This is a genomic window from Ruminiclostridium herbifermentans (genome assembly GCF_005473905.2).
Lineage (GTDB): Bacteria > Bacillota > Clostridia > Acetivibrionales > DSM-1351 > Ruminiclostridium > Ruminiclostridium herbifermentans.
Map to the genome: position 1 here is coordinate 4,256,662 of NZ_CP061336.1, position 25,657 is coordinate 4,282,318.

Consider the following 25,657-nt stretch of genomic DNA (forward strand, 5'->3'; position numbering starts at 1 on the left):
CAGTATTCATGTATTATTTATAGTTGCTAAGCAAATTCCAAGTTTTTTGCTGAAGGTTCTGGTGCAAAACAACATTTTCTGTATATCGGTATCTTAATGAAAGAAATAGTACGCGAGTGTAATATATATCTAATTGCGAAGCTCGGTTAGAAATTGATGCTAGAAATAATAGGTGAAGAACAAGTATTGTAGCTGACACAGTTACAGGAAGTAACTGTGAGTATTGATCCGAGACAGGATGCCTTTGTTCAATACGGTCGGCGGAAGTGCTGTTCTTCACCGCAATTATTTCAGCGTCAATTTCGTGAGCAAACAATATATATTGCTACGTCGTACTATTTAAGCAGTTTACTGTTGATTATATTTCAAAGCGATACCCTCTATTGATCCAAACCCCTCCTATTTCTTTTAAACATACTTGATAGAATAGGAACTATCAGTGAAACACCAATAATTATAAACCACTCACTTATTCCTAATGCCACAGTATCAAAAATTCCTTGTAACACTGGAACATAAACAACCGCCAATACCATAATTATTGAACACAAAACCGCTAACACTAATGGTATATTATTAAATAAAGAATTTTCAAATATATTTCTTGTTTCCGACTTACACTCAAATACATGTATTAGCTGGGTTATAACCAAGGTCATAAAGGCACTGGTTCGTGCTGTTTCTACATCGCCTAAGATGTAGAAAATACTCATAAATACACCTAATGTGCTTAGTCCAATAAATATTCCCCTTGTAACTATCAATCTCAATAAACCATGAGAAAAAATATTGTCATTTGCCCCTCTTGGTCTTTGCATCATAATATCCTTTTCTGGAGGATCTAATCCCAAAGCAATTGCAGGCAATCCATCTGTGGCAAGATTAACCCAAAGGATTTGAATTGGCAATAGAGGTATTGGTAACATCAACAATATGCCTAAAAACATTGTCAGCACTTCTCCAAGATTACAAGCAAGCATATATCTAATAAACTTTCGAATATTATTATATATTACACGTCCTTCTTCAACGGCTGCTACTAAAGTAGCAAAATTATCGTCTAAAAGCACCATTGACGAAGCTTCTTTTGTAACATCAGTACCGGTTACGCCCATTGAAACACCTATGTCAGCCTCTTTTACTGCAGGTGCATCATTTACTCCGTCACCTGTCATTGCTACAATATGACCTAGAGACTTAAGCACTCTAACAATCATAAGCTTATGCTTCGGCGATACTCTTGCATAAACCGAAACCGTTTTAGCTACTTTTGCAAGCTGTCCATCAGTCATCTTATCCAGGTCTGCTCCTGTCAAGACTTCATCTCCATCACAGTAAATATTTAATTCTTTTGCAATGGCAGCAGCTGTAAGCTTATGGTCTCCTGTAATCATTATCGGCTTTATTCCAGCCAATTTACATTTTTGTACTGCTACTACAGCTTCTCTTCTAGGCGGATCAATCATTCCCATTAATCCGACAAAAATAAGGTCCTTTTCTAAATTTTTAGCTTCTGCTCTGTATGTACCTGTCTCTAGCTTTTTATAAGCCAAGCCCATTACTCTGAGTGCGTTACTTGCCATTGTATCATTTATTCTCGTAATACTTCTCTTTGCTATATCGTCTAGCTTAGTAATTCCTCTTGAAGACATGACTCTGTTACATTTATCAATAATCATATCAGGAGCACCCTTTGTAAATACAAATATTTCGCCACTAGAATTTTTACAAACTACCGACATACACTTTCTGTCAGCATCAAAAGGCAACTCATCTATTCTGTGATAACTGCTATTTAAGCGGCTTCGAGTAATTCCTGCCTTCATAGCAGCAATAGTCAACGCAGCTTCAGTTGGGTCTCCTGTTATTTTCAGATTTGATTGTTTAGAAAATAAGGCTTTTAGCTTTCCAACTGCCATATTATTATTGTTTTCAGTGGTACAGACAGAATTATTGCACAAAGCCCCAATTTCAAGAGCCAGCTTTATACCTTCCATTCTAAGTGGATCAGTTTGCTTTTTGCCAGCCATAAAGCTGCCCTCAGTGCTATAACCGCTGCCAGTTACATCTAGTTCACATCCAGCTGCATATATTTTCCTGACTGTCATCTTGTTTTCTGTCAATGTTCCTGTTTTGTCAGAACATATAATACTTGCACAGCCTAGTGTTTCAACTGCAGGAAGCTTACGAATTAATGCATTTCTCTTTAGCATTCTCTGTACACCTAACGCAAGAGCAATGGTAACTATGGCAGGTAACCCTTCTGGAATAGCCGCTACAGCTAAGCTAATCCCTGCTAAAAGCATGGTTAAAAGCTGCTCACCTCTTAAAATTCCTGTTATAGAAACAATAGTACAAATTGCTAAGCATCCAATTGCAATATATTTTCCCAGATGGGATAGCCTTTTTTGAAGTGGGGTTTCATCATCTTCTATGTTTTGAATCATATCAGCGATATTCCCCATTTCAGTCTTCATCCCTGTTGCATAAACTACCGCCTTAGCTCTTCCACCTGTTACAACTGTGCCCATGTATACAGAGGATTTCTTATCATAGGAATTAATTAAAGAATCTTTTATTTTTAGTGCATGCTTTTCTACGGGAACAGATTCCCCCGTAAGAAGTGATTCATCAACGTATAAACTATTACATTCAAGAATTGCAGCATCTGCGGCAATTCTGTCTCCAGTCTCAATTACAAGAACATCCCCCGGAACGATTTCTTCTGCCGGAATATTAACCTGCTGTTCATTTCTGATAACCTTTGCAGATGGTGCTGCCAAGGATTTTAATGCCTCCATTGTTCTCTCTGTTTTAAATTCTTGAGCAAATCCCAAAACAGCATTTACTATTACTATTGCTATTATTGTGATTGCCTCTGTCATATCACCCATAAATCCAGATATAATAGTTGCTATTATGAGAATAATAATCATTACATCTGTAAATTGCTGAAAGAGAATTTTAAGCGGAGATATTTTTTTTCTTTCGGATATAATATTAAAGCCATACTTCTGAAGCTTTTTCTTTGCTTCATTGTCAGTAAGCCCTTCAGTTAGTAAGTTTTTTGAATTTGCAAAGTTTAATCTAGATTCTGCTACGCTCATCTTGTCACCTATAAAAATCTTATATTAGGAGTCTAAAAAGATTTTTACCTTTCGTGTATTCTAAAAATATTTCTATTCATCAAAACACCGAAATAGTACAAGATTATTGTTTAATTTTTATTCTCTGTTTTTATTCTATTGAACTTTAGAATATGAAAATAATAAACATTCCTCGAAAACTTTATTTTTTTTACTCTTCATATACACGTCTCACTGTATTATGACACAGAACTGCCTCAATCACCTCTACCGTAGGAATGTCATTAGGTATTTGAATTTTGTATCGTAAAATCATTTCTCCATCTCTCTCACTGCTTACGAATTCAGTGTCTGTTACTGTCACTCCAAGTTCTTCAATAAGCTGGGAAAGTTCTCGTACTTCTCCTCTTTTTATCAAAGTATGAATACATAATCTGATATTTTTTTTAGAAGTCCTTCTCATTTGAACCTTTCTGATTACCACCAAAGTCAGAAAAATTATAATGGTTGCAATAAAGGCTCCCGAGTAAAAGCCAATGCCTACTGCTATTCCTACACATGAAACAGCCCAAAGACTAGCAGCAGTTGTCAGTCCTTTTACATTTATACCTTCTTTAATTATAGTGCCTGCACCTAAAAATCCTATTCCACTGATAACTTGAGCACCTAGCCTTGCAGGATCTGCATTTACATTAGCTGAAAATTTATTAAAAATAAACTCGGAGGTAATCATTACTAACGCAGACCCTACACATACAAGTATATGTGTTCGAAAACCTGCCGGCCTATGCAGGTGTTCTCTCTCAAATCCGATAATTCCCCCAAGGAGGCAAGCTTCAAGAAGCCTTATAATAATTGATAAATAGAATTCTGCCTGACCGATAAATGCATTGACTAGCCACATTTTAGCACCTCCAAGTCTATTTTTATGTATAATTTAACTGGTTATTCTAATTCGTTAAAACTGAGTATGCAGGCTAATTACTAAAGCTTACACCATTACAATTCAGTTATCTTAGAAGTAAACCTCTTATATAAATTTGTATGATAGCACCAGTAAATCAGTACTTATATTTTACCCTATTATACCAACTCTAACCAAAAAGTGCTATGAGTATGGCAAAGAGGTTTTTACAAAACAATAATAACATAATCAGCAGTATTTCCTTAAATAGTACTCCCGTGCAATATATATCTATTGCTCACTCATAAAATTGACGCTGAAATAAATACGGTGAAGAGCAAGCACTTCCGCCGACCGTATTAACAAGGCATCCTGTCTCGGGTTAATACTCACAGCTACGTCATGTAGCTGTGTCGGCTACAATACTTGTTCTTCACCTACTATTTCTAGCGTCAATTTCTAACCAAGCTTCGCAATTAGATACATATTACACTCGCGTACTATTTTTTGCAATAAGACATCAGCATTCATAAAATGTTTTTTGCAACAACCCCTTAAATAGTCAAGACCACCCGAAAACGGGTGGCTTGAGTTAGCCCTATAAGGGCTTATTTTTTTAATATATGCAAATGTTTTTTCTTACTCAAACTTAGAAGTAGAATAATACTGCTTAAAGCATAATATATCAGTTGTAGCAGCAATATAAAATTTTATTCAATTAATTATATAATTTGATTTGCTGAACAACATAGCATTTATAATCATAACGCATCAAAATATTTTTATTTGCAAAGTTTAAGTTACTCCCTTTAAAACCTATTTTTGTATCCTATCTGAACATTCTATTAATAGCACCTGTAACTTTTATTTTTGAACCCTGCAGTAATTCAACAACCTTAAATCTAATTTTTATAGGTATGTCATCATCATTCTCTGCAGTAGTGATAAGCCTAAACTCCTCAGGAGAAAGAGAACTTTTTAAGTCATTCTTTACTGAGTCAGGTATTGTACCATGAGTTGCATCAATAAAGCACAAAGGCGGAAAAAGTACACACCACCAATTAGCTCCAGCCCCTTCACCTATAACAACCCTAAGGGCTTCATACCTGCCAGCTGGTAAGGATATATCTCCATATACCTTAGTAGGAAAATCATAATTTCCCATTGCTGCATTTACACTATAGGAGAAATTATTCTTTGCAATTACTTCCTGTGATATTTTTTCTATATTTCTTAAATTATTGTTAATAATAGTTTTAGTTTCATCAATGTCCTTTGAATTAGCCAATTTTCCCTTCATATATTCAATTATGGCATCACGGACTTGTAGCTTTAAAGCTTGGTCTGCATCTGAATCACTATTAGCTATTACATGAAGTCTTATAAGATTCTGCGAAAGTCCCGCATTCACATCTTCTGCATAAATATTAGATACAATCCATGCAGCAAGTACCGACAAAATTAATACTATGACAGCCAATTTTACTATATTTTCTATTTTCTTGCTTAATTGATTTGATTTTAAAAATAATACCACCTTACTCATGAAATTCCCCTCCAATTTCCCCACTGTTCTGTACTTATTTATTATTATCTGTAATTAAATGTAGAGTTCTATTTTAAATAACCACATTGCTCGTTAGGCTAAGCCCTCAATATTGTTCAGACAGATAAAAATATTAACAAAAAAGGTTTCATGAATAATTATTGTCAAAAGTTCTAGCAATTATACAAGTTATGAATTAATTCTGAAAATTTCCAAAAAATAAAACGAGCAGTAATTCCCGCTCGTCTTGTTTATATTTAACTACACAACTTTCTCAAATAAGAGTTGTAGATGTTCAAACTATCAAATGAAAAGTTAAATAAGTTTATTAAATTTTTAATAAAAATCTATGCATTCTGTTTTTTATCATAAGCAGCTCTGATAAAATCCCTAAACAAAGGATGTGGCTTATTTGGCCTTGATTTAAATTCTGGATGGAACTGAACGCCAATAAACCAAGGATGATCTTTTAGTTCAATAGTTTCAACAAGTTTTCCACTTGGAGAAAGACCTGATAAAACCATGCCACTATTAGAAAGAATCTCACGATACTCATTGTTAAACTCATACCTGTGTCTGTGTCTTTCATATATTAGTTCATCATTATAAATTTGATAAATCTTTGTATCTTCATTAAGCTTACAAGGATAAACACCCAATCTCATTGTACCGCCCATCTCGTCAATGTCACGCTGATCCGGCATTAAATCAATTACTGGATATGGAGTTTCCCCAAACTCTGAACTGTTTGCATCATGGAGCCCTGCAACATTTCTTGCGAACTCAACTACGGCCATTTGCATGCCAAGACAAATTCCGAAGAATGGAATTTTATTCTCTCTGGCATATGTAATGGCAGAAATCTTACCTTCAATTCCTCTATCTCCAAAACCGCCTGGCACAATTATTCCATCAACATCCTTCAAATATTCCCCAATATCAGCATTCTCAACTTCTTCAGAGTTTACCCATTTGATGTCAACCTCAACATCATTTCCGATTCCACCATGGCGTAAGGACTCTGCAACACTCAAATATGCATCATGCAACTCAACATATTTACCAACCAAAGCAATGGTTACAGAACTCTTTGGATTTTTTTGCCTTCTCACCATTTCTTCCCATTCTGTTAGATCAGGTTCTTTACACTCTAAACCTAATCTTTTACAAACTATTTTTGCAAGGCCTTCTTTTTCAAGCATCAATGGAACTTCATAAAGAACCTCTGCGTCAAGGTTTTGAACAACTGCGCCCTCAGGTACATTACAGAATAAACTAATCTTGTCCTTCATATCCTGAGATATAAATTTCTCTGTTCTGCAAACTATAACATCAGGTTGTATCCCTATACTTCTAAGTTCCTTAACACTGTGCTGTGTAGGCTTTGTTTTAAGCTCTTCAGACTTTCCAAGATATGGAACAAGCGTTACATGAATATACATAACATTTTCTCTTCCGACATCTGTAGATACTTGCCTGATAGCTTCAAGAAACGGAAGACTTTCTATGTCACCAACAGTTCCTCCTATTTCTGTTATAACAACGTCAGTTCTCTCTGACTTTCCAACTCTATATACTCTGTCTTTAATTTCATTAGTGATATGAGGAATTACCTGAACAGTTCCTCCAAGAAAATCACCTTTTCTCTCTTTATTTATAATGGACCAATAAACTTTACCTGTTGTGATATTACTATTCTTACTAAGGTTCTCATCAATAAACCTTTCGTAATGTCCTAAATCCAGATCTGTTTCTGCTCCATCTTCTGTTACATAAACCTCTCCATGCTGGTAAGGACTCATAGTGCCCGGATCTACATTTATATATGGATCAAATTTTTGAATAGTTACATGTACTCCTCTTGCTTTTAAAAGCCTTCCTAATGATGCTGCTGTAATTCCTTTTCCTAATCCGGAAACCACACCACCAGTTACGAAGATATACTTTACTGACATTGTTATGCTCCTCTCGACATTTTCCTTCTTGAATATAATATATAGAAATGTATTATAACGCCTAGATTCAAAATAAAATTTTTCCATATCAAAAATTATCAAAAATTCCACATCAGAAATATTTCATTAGCATCAACGGCGTTTCAACGAGGCAGAATAAATTCTTTCTGCCTTAAAGTTCTAGCGGTACCCTTCCACTTATATAAGTGGTGTACATTTTCTCGCCTCGTTATTAAAATTATTATATGGTAATATTTCTGTTTAACTCATACTTTTAATATTTTATATTTTGATATTGCAAAGGTCAATATCTTTATTGTGAAATAGGAAAGTTTATTGTACTTTTTTGCTTCTAATCTCATTAATTATCCTGATTATAAATAATATAAGTATAGCCGTTATAATTCCAACAAAATCTTTATAAATATCATTAATCCCTTCACTTATTACACCCGAATTTCTTCCAGCAAAATTCATCTGGTTAATTTCGTCTACAAGTGCTATATAAATACATATTAGGAAACTAATTATTACCGATAACAGCTTTTTTACCCTAAGCTGCCACAATGCTATAAAAATTAAAGATGCTAGCAAAAAATACATTGCCACATGAGCAAATTTCCGCACACTAATATTGTACTCCTTCAATATCTCCTCTGAATTACTGGCACCGTACTCTATGACGCCTGCTTTTTCGCCAATAATAACAGCAGCTTTAGTTACCCTTTTACTAATTTGGTCAGACTCCGCAGCAGTTTGGGATGACATAAAAAATATAACGCCTAACCATGCTACTGCAAAAATAATTAATATTATGATTAGCATCTTTCTTTTCATAAAAATATCCACCTTTTGTTACTCATTCGCCTTTGAAAAAACAATATGTAACACATTATAATTTATTTCGGTTAATTTGGCTTATCTGATTAGCAGATAAAAAAGGCTCTGTAATAATAACATGCCTTTTTTACTAATAGCTAATATGCATTTTTCTTTATGAGTGTTTCCATTATTGTCATAAATACTATTTTTATATCCATCCATATGCTCCAGTTACGAATATAAAAATTATCACAATTAATTCTTTCTTCTATGGAAGTATCACCACGAAGACCATTAACCTGTGCCCAACCTGTAATTCCAGTCTTTATATAGTGTCTGAGCATGTATTCTGGAACTTCTTCCTTGAACTTTTCTACCCAATAAGGCCTTTCAGGTCTTGGTCCTATTATACTCATGTCACCCTTTAATACGTTAAAAAACTGAGGCAATTCATCTAAGCTTGTTCTTCTAATGAATGCACCAAATCTAGTAACTCTGGCATCATTAGGCGTAGTCCACTTTGTCTTCTCTTCCTCTTCCTTCTGAACACACATAGAACGAAACTTTAACATCATAAATGGCTTATTCCCAGCACCAACTCTCTCCTGTTTAAAAAGTATTGGCCCCGGTGATGTAAGCTTTACCCCTAATCCAACTATAATATACACAGGCGATAATAGTATTATTGCCAAAAGTGAAACAATAATATCAAATGTTCTTTTTAACACTCTATTTCCTACAGAATCCAGCGGAACATCCCGTACATTTATAATGGGAATGCCGAGCATATTCTCAACCCTCATATTTACCTTGAGCAATTCATAATAAGCAGGCAAAATACTAACCCTTAGCCCTTCTCTATCACACAATGAAATTACATCTTTTAAATGTCCATACTCTGTAGCAGAAAGAGCAACAATAACTTCCATAACATTATGTTGTTTTGCTATGGTTCCCAATTCATCTATTGTGCCAATAATGTTCTTATTGTCATCTGCAGCTTTTTGCAACTCATTTAAAGCTAAAAATCCTATAATATTAATGTCTAAATGTTTTTGCTCCTTGATTCTTTCGTAATATAACTTACCAACCTTATCGCATCCAATTATCAATATATTTCTTTTATGTACACTGTTTTTTGCATAGAAGTAAATCAGAACTCTTAATACTGTCCTCTCTAATAGAATTACAATTACTTCTGTACATCCAAATATCCCCAAAAACAATCTACTTAGAGACTTATCACCCGATAGAAACAAAATTGCCGATATACCTATTACGCTAGTAAATATAGACAATATAATTCTGGTAATTAACAATCTATATTTATCTTCTAACATTTTCTCATATGATTTAAAAACTGTCATAACTATCGGAATTATAATTGCTGCCATTAATACTATCCAAGTGTATCTAGTAAAGGGAGATAAGTGTCCATATAAACTTCCAAAAAAGATATTTCTTATGTAATATGCTATATAAAAAGAACAAGCTGTTAGCAAACCATCCATTAATAAAATAGATTTAACAAAAAATTTAAACCTATTATTATTCAAATTTTAGCACCTGCCCTACAAAAAATAATCAATTTGATATAAAATTATGTATTTCTTATTATACTTACAAAGTATACAATTATATTGCAAAAAATACAATTGCTAATCATGTTAATTTCTAAAATACATACGAATATTTTACATAATTAGTTAATTATTTTCTGTAATTTGAATTTTTCATCTTTTGTCTACGCAAATCCAACACTAAGTTTAATTCATTTTTATATTTAATAAATACGAATGCTGTAATTAATATAATTGGTACCATTTGAAGATATAAGCTACATAAGTAATACCAAACCAATGTGCATATCAATATTATTATTGTTGGATATATTTCCATCAAATTATATTTAATTATCATTATTTTTCTTATTGTCATAACCCTAACCAACAGAAAAACTACTGACGAAATCACATTCGCCACACATACACCTAAAATCCCAAATTGGGGGATAAGTAATAGTCCAAAAATAACATTTGTGCATGCAGATACCAGCGTAGTTGAAAAGGCATATACTGTTTTCATAGAAGCTGTGTATATGCTTCCAAGCATTGCAGAAAATGAACTAAATAGTGAACTTACATATAATATAGGAATATACAAAGCTGCTGTACTGTAAGTTGATGAAATAGTTAAAATATTATATATTTTTGTTACAGGTAAGAGCATTGCAACTAGTAATATTTGAGAAATGCAGAAAAGCTTAAACCATTTTGAAAAAAATTCATTACATTCAGGGGACTTATACTCTATTATAAGATTTTCCACAAAGGCAAGCAGAAATATTGAATTTACTGCCATTATAAAGTTTGGAAACTTGCTTGCAAAAGCAAAGACGCCATTATCACCTGAACCCCAAAAATATACAAGCACATATTTGCAAAATGCACTATTAGCCCACCAGCATATTTGATTAGGAATCAGAGGAATACCATATTTTAGCTGACTTATTATTTCCAACCTGTTTATAAACTTAAAATCAATATATTCCCACATATTTGATTTATAAACAAGATAAATTGTAATCACAAACGAAGCTGCACTAGCAGAAATCAATAATGACTCTGCCTGCATTTTAAAGCTAACTATTAATATAATATTTAATACTGCTTGAATTATAGTTGTTAGTACTCCTGCTATGGCATATTCCTTATTTTTTTTAATACCTCTTGCTACTTGCTGTGAAAAAATGCCGATATAGGTTAATATAAAATATAAGTACAATAAAATAGAATTACTATACTTATTGATGGTTATTATAGGTATATATAAAACTGAAAATACTATCATTCCAAAGTTAATAATTGCCAATGCATTAGTAATGCTTACTTTAATCTTTTGCTCATTTTCTTCACCACATATAAATCTAAAAACGCTCTCTGTTGATTGCAGCGTGAAAACAGGCGCAATCAAGGGTAGCGTACTTATTATTAAATCTACCGTTCCAAATGAATCAGTGCTTAAATAAGCTGCATATATTGGAAGCAGAATAAATGTTAATAGCTTTGATGCAAAATTGCCTACAAAATATATAGCTGTTGTTTTTACCATTCTATTCACACTACTCATAGCTATATCCACATTTACATTCTACAAAATTGTAAAATGACATGGACTAAGCACCTCCTTTGAAATTTCTTACTCAAACTTCTTACAGAATCTATCATAGTATAGAATAACCATTGATTTATTGACCATAATAGCAAGCACTAGTAATTGCCAGAACTAAAATTCTAGAGTTCAGAATTTTAACCTCATTTCCACATCCAATATCCACTATAGTAGTGTGTTAGTGCAGACATCATTTCAGTTTTCGGTATATATGTCCTCTTGCCTAACAGTTTTTTAACTTTTTTCATTAAATGTTTTGTTCGTTATTTTCGTTAACTATTTTTTAATTGATTTTTTTTAAATTTTCCAGCTATTTTGTGTAATTTTTTAGCTTGCTCATACTGCCTGCAATATTTTTTTGCAAGCACCTTTAATGAAGCTTTGTCATTTTTTAAATCAGAAAGCAGCCGTTCATAAAAAATTGGCTTATTAGCATTCTTTGGCATCTGTATAGTCCAATAATCACTGAGCCGGTTTTGTATTAGTTCTGCCTTGTTGTAGTTATGTAAACTATTTAATAAAATTTCACCCTTTTGAGTTAATGACAACACCATAGAAGCTCCCTTCTTGTCATTTCTATATTTCTTCCCCCAATAATCCCCAAGTCTAATATCCGAACAGCTAGATGTCCTAAAATTACACTCATAGCAGCAATCTGCAAGGCAATTCCCAATTTTAAAAAATCTAAAAAACAAGTCCTTTGATTCTTCTTTGATATATGCTTTATCTCCGTCAGAAATTTTTATATGACGTTTTTGCCAACCCTTTGGTTTATATCTGAATTCAACGTCCGGCGTTTTTCCAAAATTGTATTGCAAACTTAGTTCATCAAGATATTTCTTCCATAAAATATCAGATGGTACTCCATGACAAATAAGGTCAACGAGGACATAATTATCCCTTGTCCCTTTATTTCTTAATAAGTTATCAATTCCGGCAACTTGACAGGGAGTGCCAAAAATGATTGCTTTTTTTGAATTTAATATTTGATTTATGCTACTTTCAAAATGGCTCTGTATATACTTTGAGCCCTGAAAAGTATTAATTTTAGCTACATGGCCTGCCAGAACACATGTGTGCTTTGCTATCTTATTTTCTTTATCATAAACACAGCCTATAACGTCATATCCACTTTTACAGCAATACCTTGCCAGTTCATGAGCCACTCCTCCTGATGAAGAACTGTTTAATGTAAAATTATATTTTGAACGCCCCATAAATAATTTATCCTTATCCTTACCTATAGGAGCAGCGTTCTTTCCGTTAAAAGGGCATACAGTTACGCATTTCCTGCATCTATTACATTTATCTTCATTTATATTAGCCTGCAAGAAACCATTATTGTTAACTGCTATAGAAATTGCAGATTGTGGACAAACAGCCTTGCAAACCCCACAACCACAACAAGTATTAGTTATTTTTATGTTGGAAACAGTATCAGAATTTATACTGTTCTTTATAGAGTTACTTAGAAACCTTTTTGAACATTCACGCTTTTCCTCAAGTAATTTGTTAACAGCTTCATAGTTTATATTCATTGCATTTTGCACAGAGACTTTATCATTCCCGCAATATAGTTTGCTCTCTAGTCCAAATAGACTAAGAATATTGTATATTCTAGAATTCTGAGAAGTTTTATTCTTATCTGAAAATCTCTTATATACTACAAATGGCTTCTCGTTAATTATAGAAAAAACCGTTCCATGAAAAGAGTCTGTACAAACAAAATGGGCATTTTCAAACAAATCCAAAAATTCTAGAGGGCCTACTCCATTTAGAACCTTAAAACTTCTCTTATAATCTTTAGGATGGACAGGTATTACCACTATTTCTAATCCCAATTTTTCAGCAATTCTCTCCACACTTTTCCAAGGCTTTTTAGCACTTCCTAAAAAATAACAAAGCAAATAGGGTTTATTGATTAGCTTTAGGTCAAACTTTGAATCCTTAATTTCTTTCCAGTCTTTCTTGCTGAGCAGTAGGGTTGGATCAAGTACCACCTTCGCATCTTGTCCCGTTAAACTACGAATTATTTCCCTTCCTTCTTTTTCACGTACTGATATGTATTTAAAACTCTTAAGCTGCTTTCTCATATTCTCTTTTATATCATCATCATTAATTGATGACACACCCATACTGGGAGCATATGAAACTTTTTTCCAATCATTATTTACAAAATCTAAAAAATATTTAGAATTATAAGCAGTAGGAGTCCATATCTGGTCACTTCCGCAAATAAATGTGTCAAACTGGTTATTTAACGCATGGAGTTTTGAAGCAGTGTCACAGCTATGTGTAAATTTAATATTCTCTTTACGAAAAGAATCAAATAATTTACTTCTTTCAGTATCAACATCACCATAGGATTTCACCGCTCTATTAACTGTATGAATAACCTTATTAAGAAAAAGCATAGGATTTTTAAGCATATCCTTTATTGTCCAAATACGCTTATCAATAGGTATATAATTAATAACACTTGGGTCAAACCCCATTCTCTTTAAAGTTTCGCTCAGTGCGTACACTTGTAATACAGTGCCAAAATTATTGTAATGAAACCAAGTCATTAAAGCAATTTTATTTAAACTCATTTTAATCCTTTAATTTAACTTCTATTAATTTGAATCCTGTTAATTCAAATCCTTCTAATTTAACTACTCTCAATGATTAAAACACAAAATGTAAAAAAGCTTCTGCATTTATTTTTTCAAAAAAGCCTTTAACTCATTTACCCTTTCTTCTCCAAAAAGCATCTTTAGCTTGCTTGTACAAAAATGCTTTATTTTTTTTCCCCTAGTGAGCCATGATGCATCAAAATGATGAATACAATAGGTGTTCTGAGTAATTGTCGTTATCCCAGTCTCAAAATTTTTAGGTGAAAAATACTCATTATGATAAAATGCCGTACCATCAGAGGTTATTTGCATTGAATTATCCAGTTCAATGTTATAAAACTCTTTAGTTAATTTTGTAATAATAGAAACATTTGTAGTTAAATCAAAGCTGCCATCTGCTTGTATAAAGTGCCTGTTTTCATAGCTTTTTAACAGCATATTTATCCAACTATTATTTAAAGCAGCACCCATAATAGCTGTTTGTATGGACTCTTTATCTTCAAATCCCGAGAATGCATTATGTTCTAGCAATGGGTCTAAGCTTTTAAGCAATTCTACATCGGTATCCATATATATTCCGCCCTGCTCCTTCATTGCATAAAGCCGTACATAGTCCGATACAAAAGCCCATTTTTTAGCTTGATAAGCTTCATATACATATTGATTACATGTATAATCAAAATTCTTTTCATTCCATTCAACAATTTTGTATGAAGGGCAATACTTCTTCCAGCTATATATGCACTTTTCTACACCTCTAGGTATTGGATTCCCTCCAAACCAACAATAATGAATAACTTTAGGTATATTTGACATCTAAACCTCCACATCTAGTTTTCTTATGAACTCCACTTTCCCACTTAAAAATTCTATCGGTGTTCAAACTTATCAATGGTTTGTTGCCGAAATAATTGCTTAAATTAGTAAGGTTTCTAGGAACTAGCAATTGTTCATTCTCAGCATTTTAACTGAAGTTTTCGAGCTGTTTGTACTGCTTCATACGCCTTTTTGGGTAAAAACCATATGTGGTTTTTATGGCTCAAAATCGCACCATGTTTGCATAAACTTTGATTTCGAGCTGCTTGTACTTCTTTATACACCTTTTTTGGTAAAACCATATGTGGTTTTTATGGCTCGAAATCGCACCATGTTTGCATAAACTTTGATTTCGAGCTGTTATCTACTCAAAAATGTCCTATACGGCAAAACAGTATACCACCCCAGCTTAACCGTTCCATAAAAAAATATAAAAATAAACATTGCATACACTGTAGCCATGATAATAGTTTTTATAATAGCATTGTCCTCAGAATATAAAATCTCTGGAATAAACAATATTTGAGCTGCCTCAAAGCATAAAATTATTCTTTCAGCTATCAAAATTGACCCAGAAAAAATAGTAAAAACTGATGCAACCAATTGTATGTTCATGTATATTCTATAACTAAAATTCTCTGAATTCTTACTATAACACAAATAACCAATAGTTGTAATTACTGTATTTATTAAAATATGGACATACGGCGTATCTGGTACATCATACACGCTGCCGAAATATGTTACATATCTTGTCTGCGACATAATAAATTTGAATAGACTTCCCACAAAAGGCGTACTAATAGCCGAAACAACAATAACGATAACTCCTATCTTAGGAGATATTTTTATATTACAAATAAAGTACAAAGGTAAAAAAATTAATGCTATGGTGTGAAAGCTAGCAGCAAATAAAATTACCAAAATATATTTAAAAAGTTTTTTATCTTTAATGTATTTAATTGAATAAAGAAAAATAGCCACTGCAATACCTTGTCTAATGCCATTTAGAGAGAAAAAATATAATGTAGTAATCAATAGCAAAAAAATACTTTGACATACATTTTTGCTGCTATTAAATATAGCCTTATACACAAAGAAGCAAAAGACAAATGCAGTACCAGCAAACATCCACTGGCATTCATCAGTAAATAAAGCTATTAGCTTTATCAAATAAGTAAATCCTAATTCCCACCGGGGCTGCTCACCATCAGCTATTATTAAGTTAAAACCGTACTCATATACTTTTTCAAAATCAGTACCTACATCCCATCTTATAGCCCCAACAACAAACAATGGCAAAAAGGAAAGAATCATATAAAAAGTATTCCGTATATTTTTTTGATATTGTACACTAAAGGCTAAATCCGAAATGTTAAAATACTCAGTTCTTATAATTAAGTGTGCAAATAAAATAGACAGCAATGTTGCAATTATGTATACCAGCATTTTTTATCCCCTTAATTTCCACTACATTCTTCCAGTGCAGAACCTGTTCCATACAAGCCTAAGCAATGGCATTCCACCATAGGAAAGAATCACTGCAAATCTATTTTTGCTTCTGCTTTTACCATCAAACAAAACAGTTTTTCTATATTTTTTTATATTATTAATTATTCTTCTTTTTTCCTCTGCAAACAAACTTTTCTCATTTGGTGTCTGCAAGAAAACTTGAAAATTGCTACTTATAAATTTTGAAATTGCTGCTTTCTTTATATTAGGGTACTTAGCTGATATGAAATTCAGCATTTCCTCCGCTATATCAATTAATTCCATTCTTTTTATTGAAAATTGAGAAGTAGAAATGCTGTTCTCCCTTACTATATAATTGTATTTTTGCAAGCTGCCATAAACAATTTTAGTACATTTATCAAATACTAAATAAGTAGTTGCAAGATCTTCATAATACTTGCCCTTAGGATATCTTATACTATTAAACAACTCTGTTTTATATAATTTTGCACATGCAGATACATCAAATAATTTTTGGTACAACATTTGCATAATAGCTTCTTGCTGGGTGTATATGTATTGAATATCTTCAATACTGTCTTCTTTCTTATATTTATCTTCAAAGGTTTTATTTATATTACATATAGATACATCAGCAGAATATTTTTGAATAAGCTTTACTAAATACTCCACATAATCAGCTTCTACGAAATCATCACTGTCTATAAAAGTAACATAATCCCCTGTTATTATATCTATAGCAACATTTCTAGCATCAGAAAGTCCGCCGTTTTCCTTATGAATGACTTTAATTCTGCTGTCTATTTCAGCATATTCATCACAAATAGTACCGCAATTATCTTCAGAGCCATCATTCACTAAGATAATTTCCAGATTTTTATAAGTTTGATTAACAATACTATTTATGCATTTGTGTATGTATCTTTCAACATTAAATATTGGCACTATAATACTTATCAATGGTTCCATTAAATTAATCACCTTATAATAAAATAGTATAATAGTAGTTCAATAGCTTTTCTGCTTCTGTCTGAATATTATATCCTGCTCTTCCTACCTGCTCATTGTATTTAAGTCTTTCATACTCAATATCAATGTGTTTTAGAATTCTTTGTGCCCAGTATGCAGCTGGCTTTTCAAGAGAAATAAATTCAACCAAGTCACTAACCTTAATCTCTTCAGGCACAGCTTCTGAACAGAACAGCTTAATTCCTGCTGCCTGCGCTTCAATTCCAACCATACCAAAACCCTCATACAAGGAAGGCAAAACAAATGCATCCATTGCTTGATATATTGGTGCCACATCATCTATTACTCCCAAAAATACAATTGCATTTTCAAGCTTAAGAGTTTTTATTTTTTTTAATATATTTTCTTTTAAATTTCCTTCTCCAACTAACAGCAGTCTTGCGTTCTTATTCCTCAGATAAATTTGCTCAAATATATCAATTATAAAATCATGATTCTTAGGATAAACTACTCTGCCCACATGTCCTATAACAAATTTATCCTCAATGCCTAACTCTGCTCTAATTATGGTTCTCGTACTTTCATTAAACTTAAATTTATCTAAATCTATTGCATTATTTACTACTTTTACAATTCCTTTTTCAAAGCACTCATCACCAAACAGCCATCTTCCAGCATGCTCTGAACACGTAAAATAATGTGTTGCGAAAATTTTAGCAAATGGCTTTAGCAAATTCTTTAATAGTGTTTTGGGTTCCCCCTTAACTGCAGTACTGTGATTATGGGCTATCCTAATACTAGCCCCTGCCAAAAAAGCAGCTAAAAGCGGAAAAACGCTCATAGTATTTAAATGAGAATGTACAATTTTATAGTTGTTATTTTTTACTACTCTATATATTTGAAATATATACTTCATCATATTTTTATAGGGTGCAACAATATATGCTCTGCCTCCTAACTGTTCTATCTCTTCAACAGGAGGATGCTTTGAATCTGCGTCAATGATGAAATCAAATTGAACTTTGCTTCTGTCTATATTACGGTAATAGTTCATAACTACCGTCTCCACCCCACCATTGTTCATCTTTCCAACTATCTGCACTATTCTAATTGGTTCATCATTTTTTATATATTTTTTCAATGTCAACGTATCACTCCTAAATAATTTGCGGACTGCGTCACGTTCGCCACAGTTGGTGGCTATTTAAAAATGTGATACCACATTCTTTAAATACAAAATAATAAAAATTTGTCCATGCCAGTATCTTTGAACTCTTAAAATGCTGTCATGGACCTAGTTGTCTTAGTAATTGTCTTTTTATATGCCATTTCTTTCAGCTTGAAAGGACTATTAATGTCTATGTTAATTTTTTAAAAAATCCCGTTATTCTAATACTATATCATCGTTCTTCTTTTCTGACCTTTTCATATATTCCTTTAAGAATGCAAAAAGCAATCCAAAAATCAAGCCTGCTAGTGCTCCTATTGCTAAATATAATTTCAAACTTGATTTTGTACTAGAATACTCTGCAGGTGAGAGTATTGTCATGGCTCTTTTAAACAATTCTGAATTATAGAACTCTTGAACTGTTTCACTAGAAATTTCAATATATTCTCTAAACTTTGTTCTGACCTCATCAAGCATTGATTTTACTTCTTTTTCAGCTTCTTTCTTTTGGGATATCTTCACAGTATCACGGTTTAGCTTATTTATCTGCTTTCTGTAATAATCAGCATTATTAACAGCTTCTTTGGCTTGTGTTTCCGCCAAAATATATTTTTCTATTAAATCATCATAATATTTACTAGTCTGATTTTTTTCTACAGAATTAATATCCGACATTGTTCCACTACTAGGTATTACAAGGATATTTTTATCTTTTTGGTATTTATTAATAGAGTTTGCGTATATATTTGCTTCATCATTTTTTTTCTTTGAAGTCAGTTCACTTTCTTGTATCCTATATTCATATAGTTTTATAAGGGCTTCCTTATCTTTTGTAAGATTATATGAATCAATAGAAGCTCCTATCTTTTGTAAATCAACCTTTTCCAATACTGTAATTGATTCTATAATATCGCTAAATGTAAACCCATATTTTTTTGATCTGAAGCCATTTGCTCCTATCTCACTATTTTTTATTTTCAGATAATTCTTTAATGTAGTAATTTGATTTTGGAGAATTTCTATCTGCTGCGGATAATCATATATACTGTAGTCAATAGGCCCTATCTCTTCTGTCAATAATGGACCACTATAATAACTAATAAAAAAATACTTCTTGTATTGCTTAAAAATCTCATCAAGTATTTCTCTTGCCTCATAAGAACTTATAGAAAATGATCTAGGAAGATATAAAGTAAATAAATATGTATTTGGATAATATGTATAGTCTTGTCCATCTCCTATGTTCTGAGCCTTTGATTCTTGGAGAGACTTAATTTTCTCGGTTATGTTTCCTGGAATAATAGGTATAATTTTAAAATTTGTTCTAATGTTATCCTCAGAAATGCCATGGTTTGATAAGTTAAGATTCTCTACTACCTTGCTTAATACAGCAGGGGATTTTACCTTGCTGATATCAAAGTCATTTCCATATGGGTCAAGGCCTTTTTCTATACCATTAAAATTAAACGTCACAATCATATTAACAGAACCCTTATATGGTTGCATATATTGCATGTACATACCAACTGCAAAGGCTAATAATATTCCTGCAATAACAGATATAGCTGTAATCCATTTTGCCTTTATCAGTATGTCAATAATATCTCTCAGACTTATATCTATACCTCTATTACCAATTTTATCGTGGCTTAGAACTATCTCGACCTTTTCTTTATTTAAAACTTCCATATAATTTCACCTCATATACCTATTATCACTAGTGGTACTAATATATTTCATAATAAAATTTACATAATATGGATTAAAATTTCTTTATCAAAAAGAATAATCCAAACTAATATTAAAACATGTAAATTTTATCCATAGTGAATTTTATCCTTATCTGTAGTTTCACTGATTCTCAACATAATAAAGTAATATGGAAACGGTGGTGGACTAACAAGCTAATAATATATATTAAAACACTAGTAACTTTATCATAAAATAATGTAAACTTCAATTATATTATGGTATATTTGATGTTTTTTTGTATTTTTGGATATCTTAATTCACAAAAAAAAAGGGTACAAATATAGCAACAGAACTACTTATAGTTCTTTCACTATATTTGTACCCTTCTTTAATTTAGTAATTTATTCTTAGGTTAATTCTTTATACTCAGAAATAATATTGTAAATAGTTTACATAATTTCCACTTAACAATATTTATGTTATATAATTTACTATACTCTAATAATACCTTCAAAACGCCCTGCTGTCTCCAAAAATAACTGGGATTGTTTTTATAATTATTTTTAAATCATATAAGAATCCTCTTTCACGTATGTATTTAAGATCAAGTCTGCACATGTCTTCAAATCCTATGTCATTTCTGCCGCTTACCTGCCATAATCCAGTAATACCAGGCTTCACAGACAACCTCAAATTATGCCAGCTATCATATTTTTGTACCTCTCTTCCTATAGGAGGTCTTGGCCCGACAATACTCATGTCACCTTTTATAACATTAAATAGTTGAGGTAATTCGTCAATACTGGTTTTTCTTAGGATTTTGCCAACTCTTGTAATCCTCGGGTCATTTTTGATTTTAAACATGTTTCCGCTTACTTCATTTTTATCTTCAAGTTCCTTAAACTTATCCTCTGCATCAATAACCATAGACCTAAACTTATACATATTAAAGCATTTGCCTCTAAAGCCATTTCTCTTCTGACTAAAGAATACCCCTCCAGGTGAGTCTATTTTTATAAGAATAATTACCACCAAAAATAATGGCAGCAAAATTATAATGGCCGTTAGAGAAGCTATTATATCAAAAACTCTTTTACCAAACAAATATAATAAGGATACATTTCCATACATTGCTCTCTGCCCAACTACGTAATCAGCAGTATATTCTATGTCCTTCATACCAGCCTCTCCCATCTCAAAATATTCCTATAAGCTAAATCATCACTATTTCCACTTTCAATAATATTTTTAGCATTGTCATGGAAAAGTACGCTAGCCTCTTCCTTTCCTATCCAGTTTGAAACATTTTTAAATGCTTGAGCATACCAATTGGCATAATCATCTGCACAATGTGCATTCGAGGCAACCACATCTACAAACTTCATCTGCAGCAGTTTTTTTGAAAATTCTTTTATTTTAGAACCATATATTCCAACTATGCTTGCACAATCAAGCTGTATATAACATCCTGCCTTTATAAATGCCACAAAGTACTCAAACTTGTTCATAAATACCCTATTTCTTTCTATGTGGGCTATAACAGGTATGATTTTTTGTAATCTGAATTTGCAAACCATCTCAATACAATTCTGGGGTGTAGCATTATATGGAAATTCAAACAATATAATTCCTGATTTACTTAAACTAAGTTTTCTGCGATTTTTAATCAATGATTGATTAACTGGGTTTGCAAAAACCTCGTACCCCATATTTATTTTTACATTATAATCACTTGCCCGATATAGTAATTCCTGATAGTTTTCCTCTACACGTTCTGCATCATAAACTGATTCCTGATAATGGGGAGATGCAACAATCACCCCTATTCCAAGTCTCTCAGCCTCCTTAATCATATTAAGGGATTGTGTTATATTGGAAGGGCCATCATCTACCCCATATATAATATGACTATGTATATCTATCATAACTATCATATCCTTCCACTAAGTATTTCAATTTAAAATTATTTTAAAAATGTTACTTATATGTTTATTTATTTTAAAAGCAAAATAGTATATAGTTTAGAAATTTAGCTTAAACTAAATATTCAATACAGGATTAAATTTCTAAGAATATAATGTACTTAAATAATTATGCACTCTCACTGCTTCCATGATATATTTCATCATACTCAGCATCATCAAGAATTTTTTCAATAAGTCTTCCATTCTCTAATTTCAAAACACGTGAGCATATCTTAAGAGCTGTTGGTCTATGGGTAATTACAATACATGTCCTCGCTGGCTTAAGTTCATGTATGCTTTTTAAGACATGCATTTCTGAAGCTATATCCAAAGATGAAGTTGCCTCATCCAAAATAAGTATGGGTGATTTCCTTAGCAAGGCTCTTGCAATTGATATTCTCTGTGCTTGCCCCTCTGAAAGCCCAACTCCTCGTTCACCAACTTTAGACTTCATTCCGTCAGCCAATTCATCTATAAAATCCATAGCACATGCTGCCCTTGCAGCAGCTTGGATTTCTTCCATTGATGCCGCTGAATATCCTGCTCTGATATTTTCTTCTATTGTTCCGCTAAAAAGAGTATTTCCTTGAGGCACGTATGATATCCAATCTCTGGTTTCTGCCGAAGCCAAAAATTCTTTACCCTCTTTAGAAACAAATGACACAATGCCTTCATCAGGTTTTACCAATGCTAATAGGAGCCTTATTAAAGTTGTTTTGCCTTCACCTGATGAACCAATGATACCCACAACTTCACCTGGTTTAATATTTACCGTCAAATTTTCTAGGATTGGCTTTTTATCCTCGTAAGAAAAATATATATCCTTAAAGCTTATACCTGTCACTGCTTCTGCAGGCAGTTCCTTTGAAAATTGTTCAACTGGCAAAGCTTCTAGTTCCATCAGTCTTTCTGATGAAGCAATGGCAGAAATTAATTGAGGTATAGTGCTTGCTAACCCAATAAAGGGTCCCTGTACCTGAGAAACAAGCTGTAAAAACGCAGTAAGTGTACCAAATGATGTAGTTCCCCTGCTCAGCTTTAACGTACCCCAGCAAAATGCTAGTAAATACCCTATCCAATAGCCTAATCCCAAAGTAGTACTAGCCACTACACTGGTAACATTTTTCTTCATAACCCATTTTAGTCTAGTACCATGAAGGTCTGATATTATATCAATATTTCTTTTTTCAAGCTGAAAGGTTTTAACAATAAGCATATTCTCTATGGACTCTTGAATAAATGCTCTGTAAGCACTTTCTGATTCCTGAACCTTTACATTTAATTGCTTTAGCTTTCTCCCCCATATTCTGCTCAGCAAAACAGTAAAAGGGCCTAATATAAAGGCTAAAACTGCCAGCATAGGCTCATAGTACAAAAGTGTTCCAAATGCCGCAGTCAGCTGAACACATAAATGGATAATGCTAGGTAATGTATTAACAACACCCGTTGTCACATTGCCCACATCACTAGTAAGTCTTGTCAGAACATCACCGCTGTGATACTTAGTTACATATAGCCATTCTGAAATGCTGATACGGGAAAAAATCCGCTTTCTGATGCTATTTGACATCAATTCATATGTCTTTACTGATAAAACTGATGAAAAGGCTTTTATTCCTAAATTAGCAAATACAAGAGTTCCAAACATACTTGCGAAAACTACTGCTTTACCAATAGTACCATCAACAGCACAATCAATAAGATTTTTTGAAAGGATTGCCACTGCCACACCTACTAGAGCAGTAGCAGCATCAAGTATAATTATAAAGGCTATACTTTTTCTAAATCCTTTGGCATTGCCTAAAATCCATTTGATGTATTCATATGCCCTTTTAAACTCCATTGCGATTTTCATATTTCCTCCTGCAATGTTTTTTTGCATTGGTATTTCTTTTAGATAATTACTATGCCTGAGCATGTATAATTACTTTTTTTGCTTTTGCAAAAAATCTTATTCCTTTAAGAAATAAATGCCTTAACGGAATTACATTAATCCATATTTTAACAAGTAATACCCAAAATTTGCTCTGACAGGTGAATTGGTGCTTATTCCTCTTTACAGCCGTCACTACCGCAACAAGCTGTTCTGGTGCTAGAGGCCCTTCCACCCACTGTTGCGCATCACCTATAATATAAAAACTATCTTTTTCTGTTCTCAGAACTCTGTGTAATATGTATTCACCAGTAACCCTTTTAATTAAAACAATATCTCCCCTTTTAATTGTATCAATGCTTGCAGATGAAAGTTCAACAGAGTCCTCATCCTCACGCAGAAAAGGATACATGCTCATACCTGTCACAGTTATCCATGCTCTGCCTCCACCATCTAAAATTTCTTTAATTACAGGAAACATTTCGGCAGACTTTATCTTCTTTACTTCACACATTCATATACCAACTCCATTGCCTCTTTATCAGGTCTGCACTTCAAAAGATAAATAGGTATTCTGTTTATTATATTTTCAAGTACATCATATGCCTTCCTCATCAATTCTTCATCAAAATAAGGCAAAAAGCACCTTGGCATTACCTTCGGAAGTGCCTCAAAAATTTCAAGCCTTCTGATACTATTCTGTGGTGCTTGCTCTAGTACAACTATTGCCATTAAAGGCACTTCAATATTTTCGAATTTATCGGAAGAGCCGCTCCAAGGTGTACCGCACAACATCAGCTCATTATTTACAAATCTAATTGCTGGAGTATCATCATTAACAACCTTTACCGCATCCCCTAAATATTTCTCCCAAAGCCCTACATGAGTCGACTTGCCAGTTCCTGAAGGAGCAGTAAACAGTAAGCCTTTACCATTCCAAGCTATGGATGATGCATGCATAACTATTCCGCCTTTATGTAAAAGATTGTTTCTGAATATTATTCCCATAAGCATAAAGGTATGTACATCAGGCCATATTTTTATTAATTCAGATTTCTTATCATCTATATCGTGCCTTAAAAATCTTATATTTGCACTGCTCCACTCTTTATTTGTTTCTATGTGGGATAAAACTTGCTTTTCTTCCTTATCTGTACTATATATATGAAATCCACCGTTTTTATCTTCTTTTCTAAGCCACTTTATACTTTCTGAAATCAATAAGCGTCCTTCAGGTTTTGCAATATGCGAGCATTGAGCAATTTCAACTAAAATATCAGGCTTCTCACTCTCATTGCATTCAAAAGCCTTCATCCTATTAGTTAAATAATTGTTACACGTTTCAACATGTATATTTGTGCCTGCTACATTATAAGCAAACATTTTATCACTCCTCATGTTAATATCATTAAAACTTTGTTTGCTATAGCTATAAGCTTAGCAGGAATCTATTTTCACTTATGTTTCTCAAGACAAGCTTTCAGGCATTCTCTAAAACACCTTATAAAATATGCTTGAATTGATACACATTTAATAAATTAATGTGGTATATTTCAATCATAAGTAGTATTATATGGAGCAGCTATAAAGTACAATACCCCAC

At 32.7% G+C, this 25,657-nt stretch carries 18 protein-coding genes; all 18 read right to left on the minus strand.

From position 1 onward, the window contains the following. Positions 1–380 precede the first annotated feature (380 nt). Positions 381–3,107 carry a cation-translocating P-type ATPase gene (locus EHE19_RS17380; RefSeq protein WP_137697365.1) on the minus strand — a complete coding sequence of 909 codons (2,727 nt, stop codon included), beginning with the start codon at positions 3,105–3,107 and terminating at the stop codon, positions 381–383. A gap of 190 nt (positions 3,108–3,297) precedes the next feature. Continuing rightward, on the minus strand, positions 3,298–3,990 hold the full coding sequence (locus EHE19_RS17385; protein ID WP_137697366.1) for an MgtC/SapB family protein: 693 nt from the start codon (positions 3,988–3,990) through the stop codon (positions 3,298–3,300). 829 nt (positions 3,991–4,819) lie between these two features. After that, positions 4,820–5,536, minus strand: a complete 717-nt coding sequence (gene spoIIR, locus EHE19_RS17390) for a stage II sporulation protein R (protein ID WP_137697367.1) — start codon at positions 5,534–5,536, stop codon at positions 4,820–4,822. Positions 5,537–5,883: 347 nt separating this feature from the next. Continuing rightward, on the minus strand, positions 5,884–7,491 hold the full coding sequence (locus EHE19_RS17395; protein WP_137697368.1) for a CTP synthase: 1,608 nt from the start codon (positions 7,489–7,491) through the stop codon (positions 5,884–5,886). A 333-nt stretch (positions 7,492–7,824) separates the two neighbouring features. Further along, the gene (locus EHE19_RS17400; RefSeq protein WP_137697369.1) at positions 7,825–8,328 is read right to left on the minus strand and encodes a VanZ family protein; all 504 of its coding nucleotides are present in this window, start codon (positions 8,326–8,328) and stop codon (positions 7,825–7,827) included. A 140-nt stretch (positions 8,329–8,468) separates the two neighbouring features. Further along, entirely contained in the window at positions 8,469–9,824 is a 1,356-nt protein-coding gene (locus EHE19_RS17405; protein ID WP_244648403.1) for an undecaprenyl-phosphate glucose phosphotransferase, read from the minus strand. Between the two features lie 199 nt (positions 9,825–10,023). Further along, on the minus strand, positions 10,024–11,442 hold the full coding sequence (locus EHE19_RS17410) for a lipopolysaccharide biosynthesis protein (RefSeq protein WP_137697371.1): 1,419 nt from the start codon (positions 11,440–11,442) through the stop codon (positions 10,024–10,026). Positions 11,443–11,756: 314 nt separating this feature from the next. Then, positions 11,757–14,075 (minus strand): polysaccharide pyruvyl transferase family protein, encoded by a 2,319-nt coding sequence (locus EHE19_RS17415; RefSeq protein ID WP_137697372.1) that lies wholly within the window; start codon positions 14,073–14,075, stop codon positions 11,757–11,759. Between the two features lie 108 nt (positions 14,076–14,183). After that, on the minus strand, positions 14,184–14,915 hold the full coding sequence (locus EHE19_RS17420) for a glycosyltransferase family 32 protein (protein WP_137697373.1): 732 nt from the start codon (positions 14,913–14,915) through the stop codon (positions 14,184–14,186). A gap of 360 nt (positions 14,916–15,275) precedes the next feature. Then, a complete protein-coding gene (locus tag EHE19_RS17425) occupies positions 15,276–16,364 on the minus strand; it encodes an EpsG family protein (protein WP_137697374.1) in 1,089 nt (362 codons plus the stop codon). A 21-nt stretch (positions 16,365–16,385) separates the two neighbouring features. Next, positions 16,386–17,357: a glycosyltransferase family 2 protein gene (locus EHE19_RS17430; protein WP_137697375.1), complete on the minus strand. Its 972-nt coding sequence runs from the start codon at positions 17,355–17,357 to the stop codon at positions 16,386–16,388. 13 nt (positions 17,358–17,370) lie between these two features. Next, positions 17,371–18,504, minus strand: coding sequence for a glycosyltransferase family 1 protein (locus EHE19_RS17435; RefSeq protein WP_244648275.1), 1,134 nt, complete (start codon positions 18,502–18,504; stop codon positions 17,371–17,373). A 237-nt stretch (positions 18,505–18,741) separates the two neighbouring features. Further along, complete coding sequence (locus EHE19_RS17440; protein ID WP_137697376.1) at positions 18,742–20,214, minus strand: GumC domain-containing protein; 1,473 nt, start codon at positions 20,212–20,214, stop codon at positions 18,742–18,744. A 513-nt stretch (positions 20,215–20,727) separates the two neighbouring features. Continuing rightward, positions 20,728–21,396 carry a sugar transferase gene (locus EHE19_RS17445; RefSeq protein ID WP_137697377.1) on the minus strand — a complete coding sequence of 223 codons (669 nt, stop codon included), beginning with the start codon at positions 21,394–21,396 and terminating at the stop codon, positions 20,728–20,730. After that, positions 21,393–22,142, minus strand: a complete 750-nt coding sequence (locus tag EHE19_RS17450) for a tyrosine-protein phosphatase (protein ID WP_137697378.1) — start codon at positions 22,140–22,142, stop codon at positions 21,393–21,395. The genes EHE19_RS17445 and EHE19_RS17450 overlap by 4 nt, the downstream gene beginning before the upstream one ends. 166 nt (positions 22,143–22,308) lie before the next feature. Further along, the gene (locus EHE19_RS17455; protein ID WP_137697379.1) at positions 22,309–24,036 is read right to left on the minus strand and encodes an ABC transporter ATP-binding protein; all 1,728 of its coding nucleotides are present in this window, start codon (positions 24,034–24,036) and stop codon (positions 22,309–22,311) included. Between the two features lie 49 nt (positions 24,037–24,085). Next, on the minus strand, positions 24,086–24,568 hold the full coding sequence (locus tag EHE19_RS17460) for a S24/S26 family peptidase (RefSeq protein WP_137697380.1): 483 nt from the start codon (positions 24,566–24,568) through the stop codon (positions 24,086–24,088). After that, positions 24,556–25,437 (minus strand): hypothetical protein, encoded by an 882-nt coding sequence (locus tag EHE19_RS17465; protein WP_137697381.1) that lies wholly within the window; start codon positions 25,435–25,437, stop codon positions 24,556–24,558. The genes EHE19_RS17460 and EHE19_RS17465 overlap by 13 nt, the downstream gene beginning before the upstream one ends. Between the last annotated feature and the right edge of the window lie 220 nt (positions 25,438–25,657).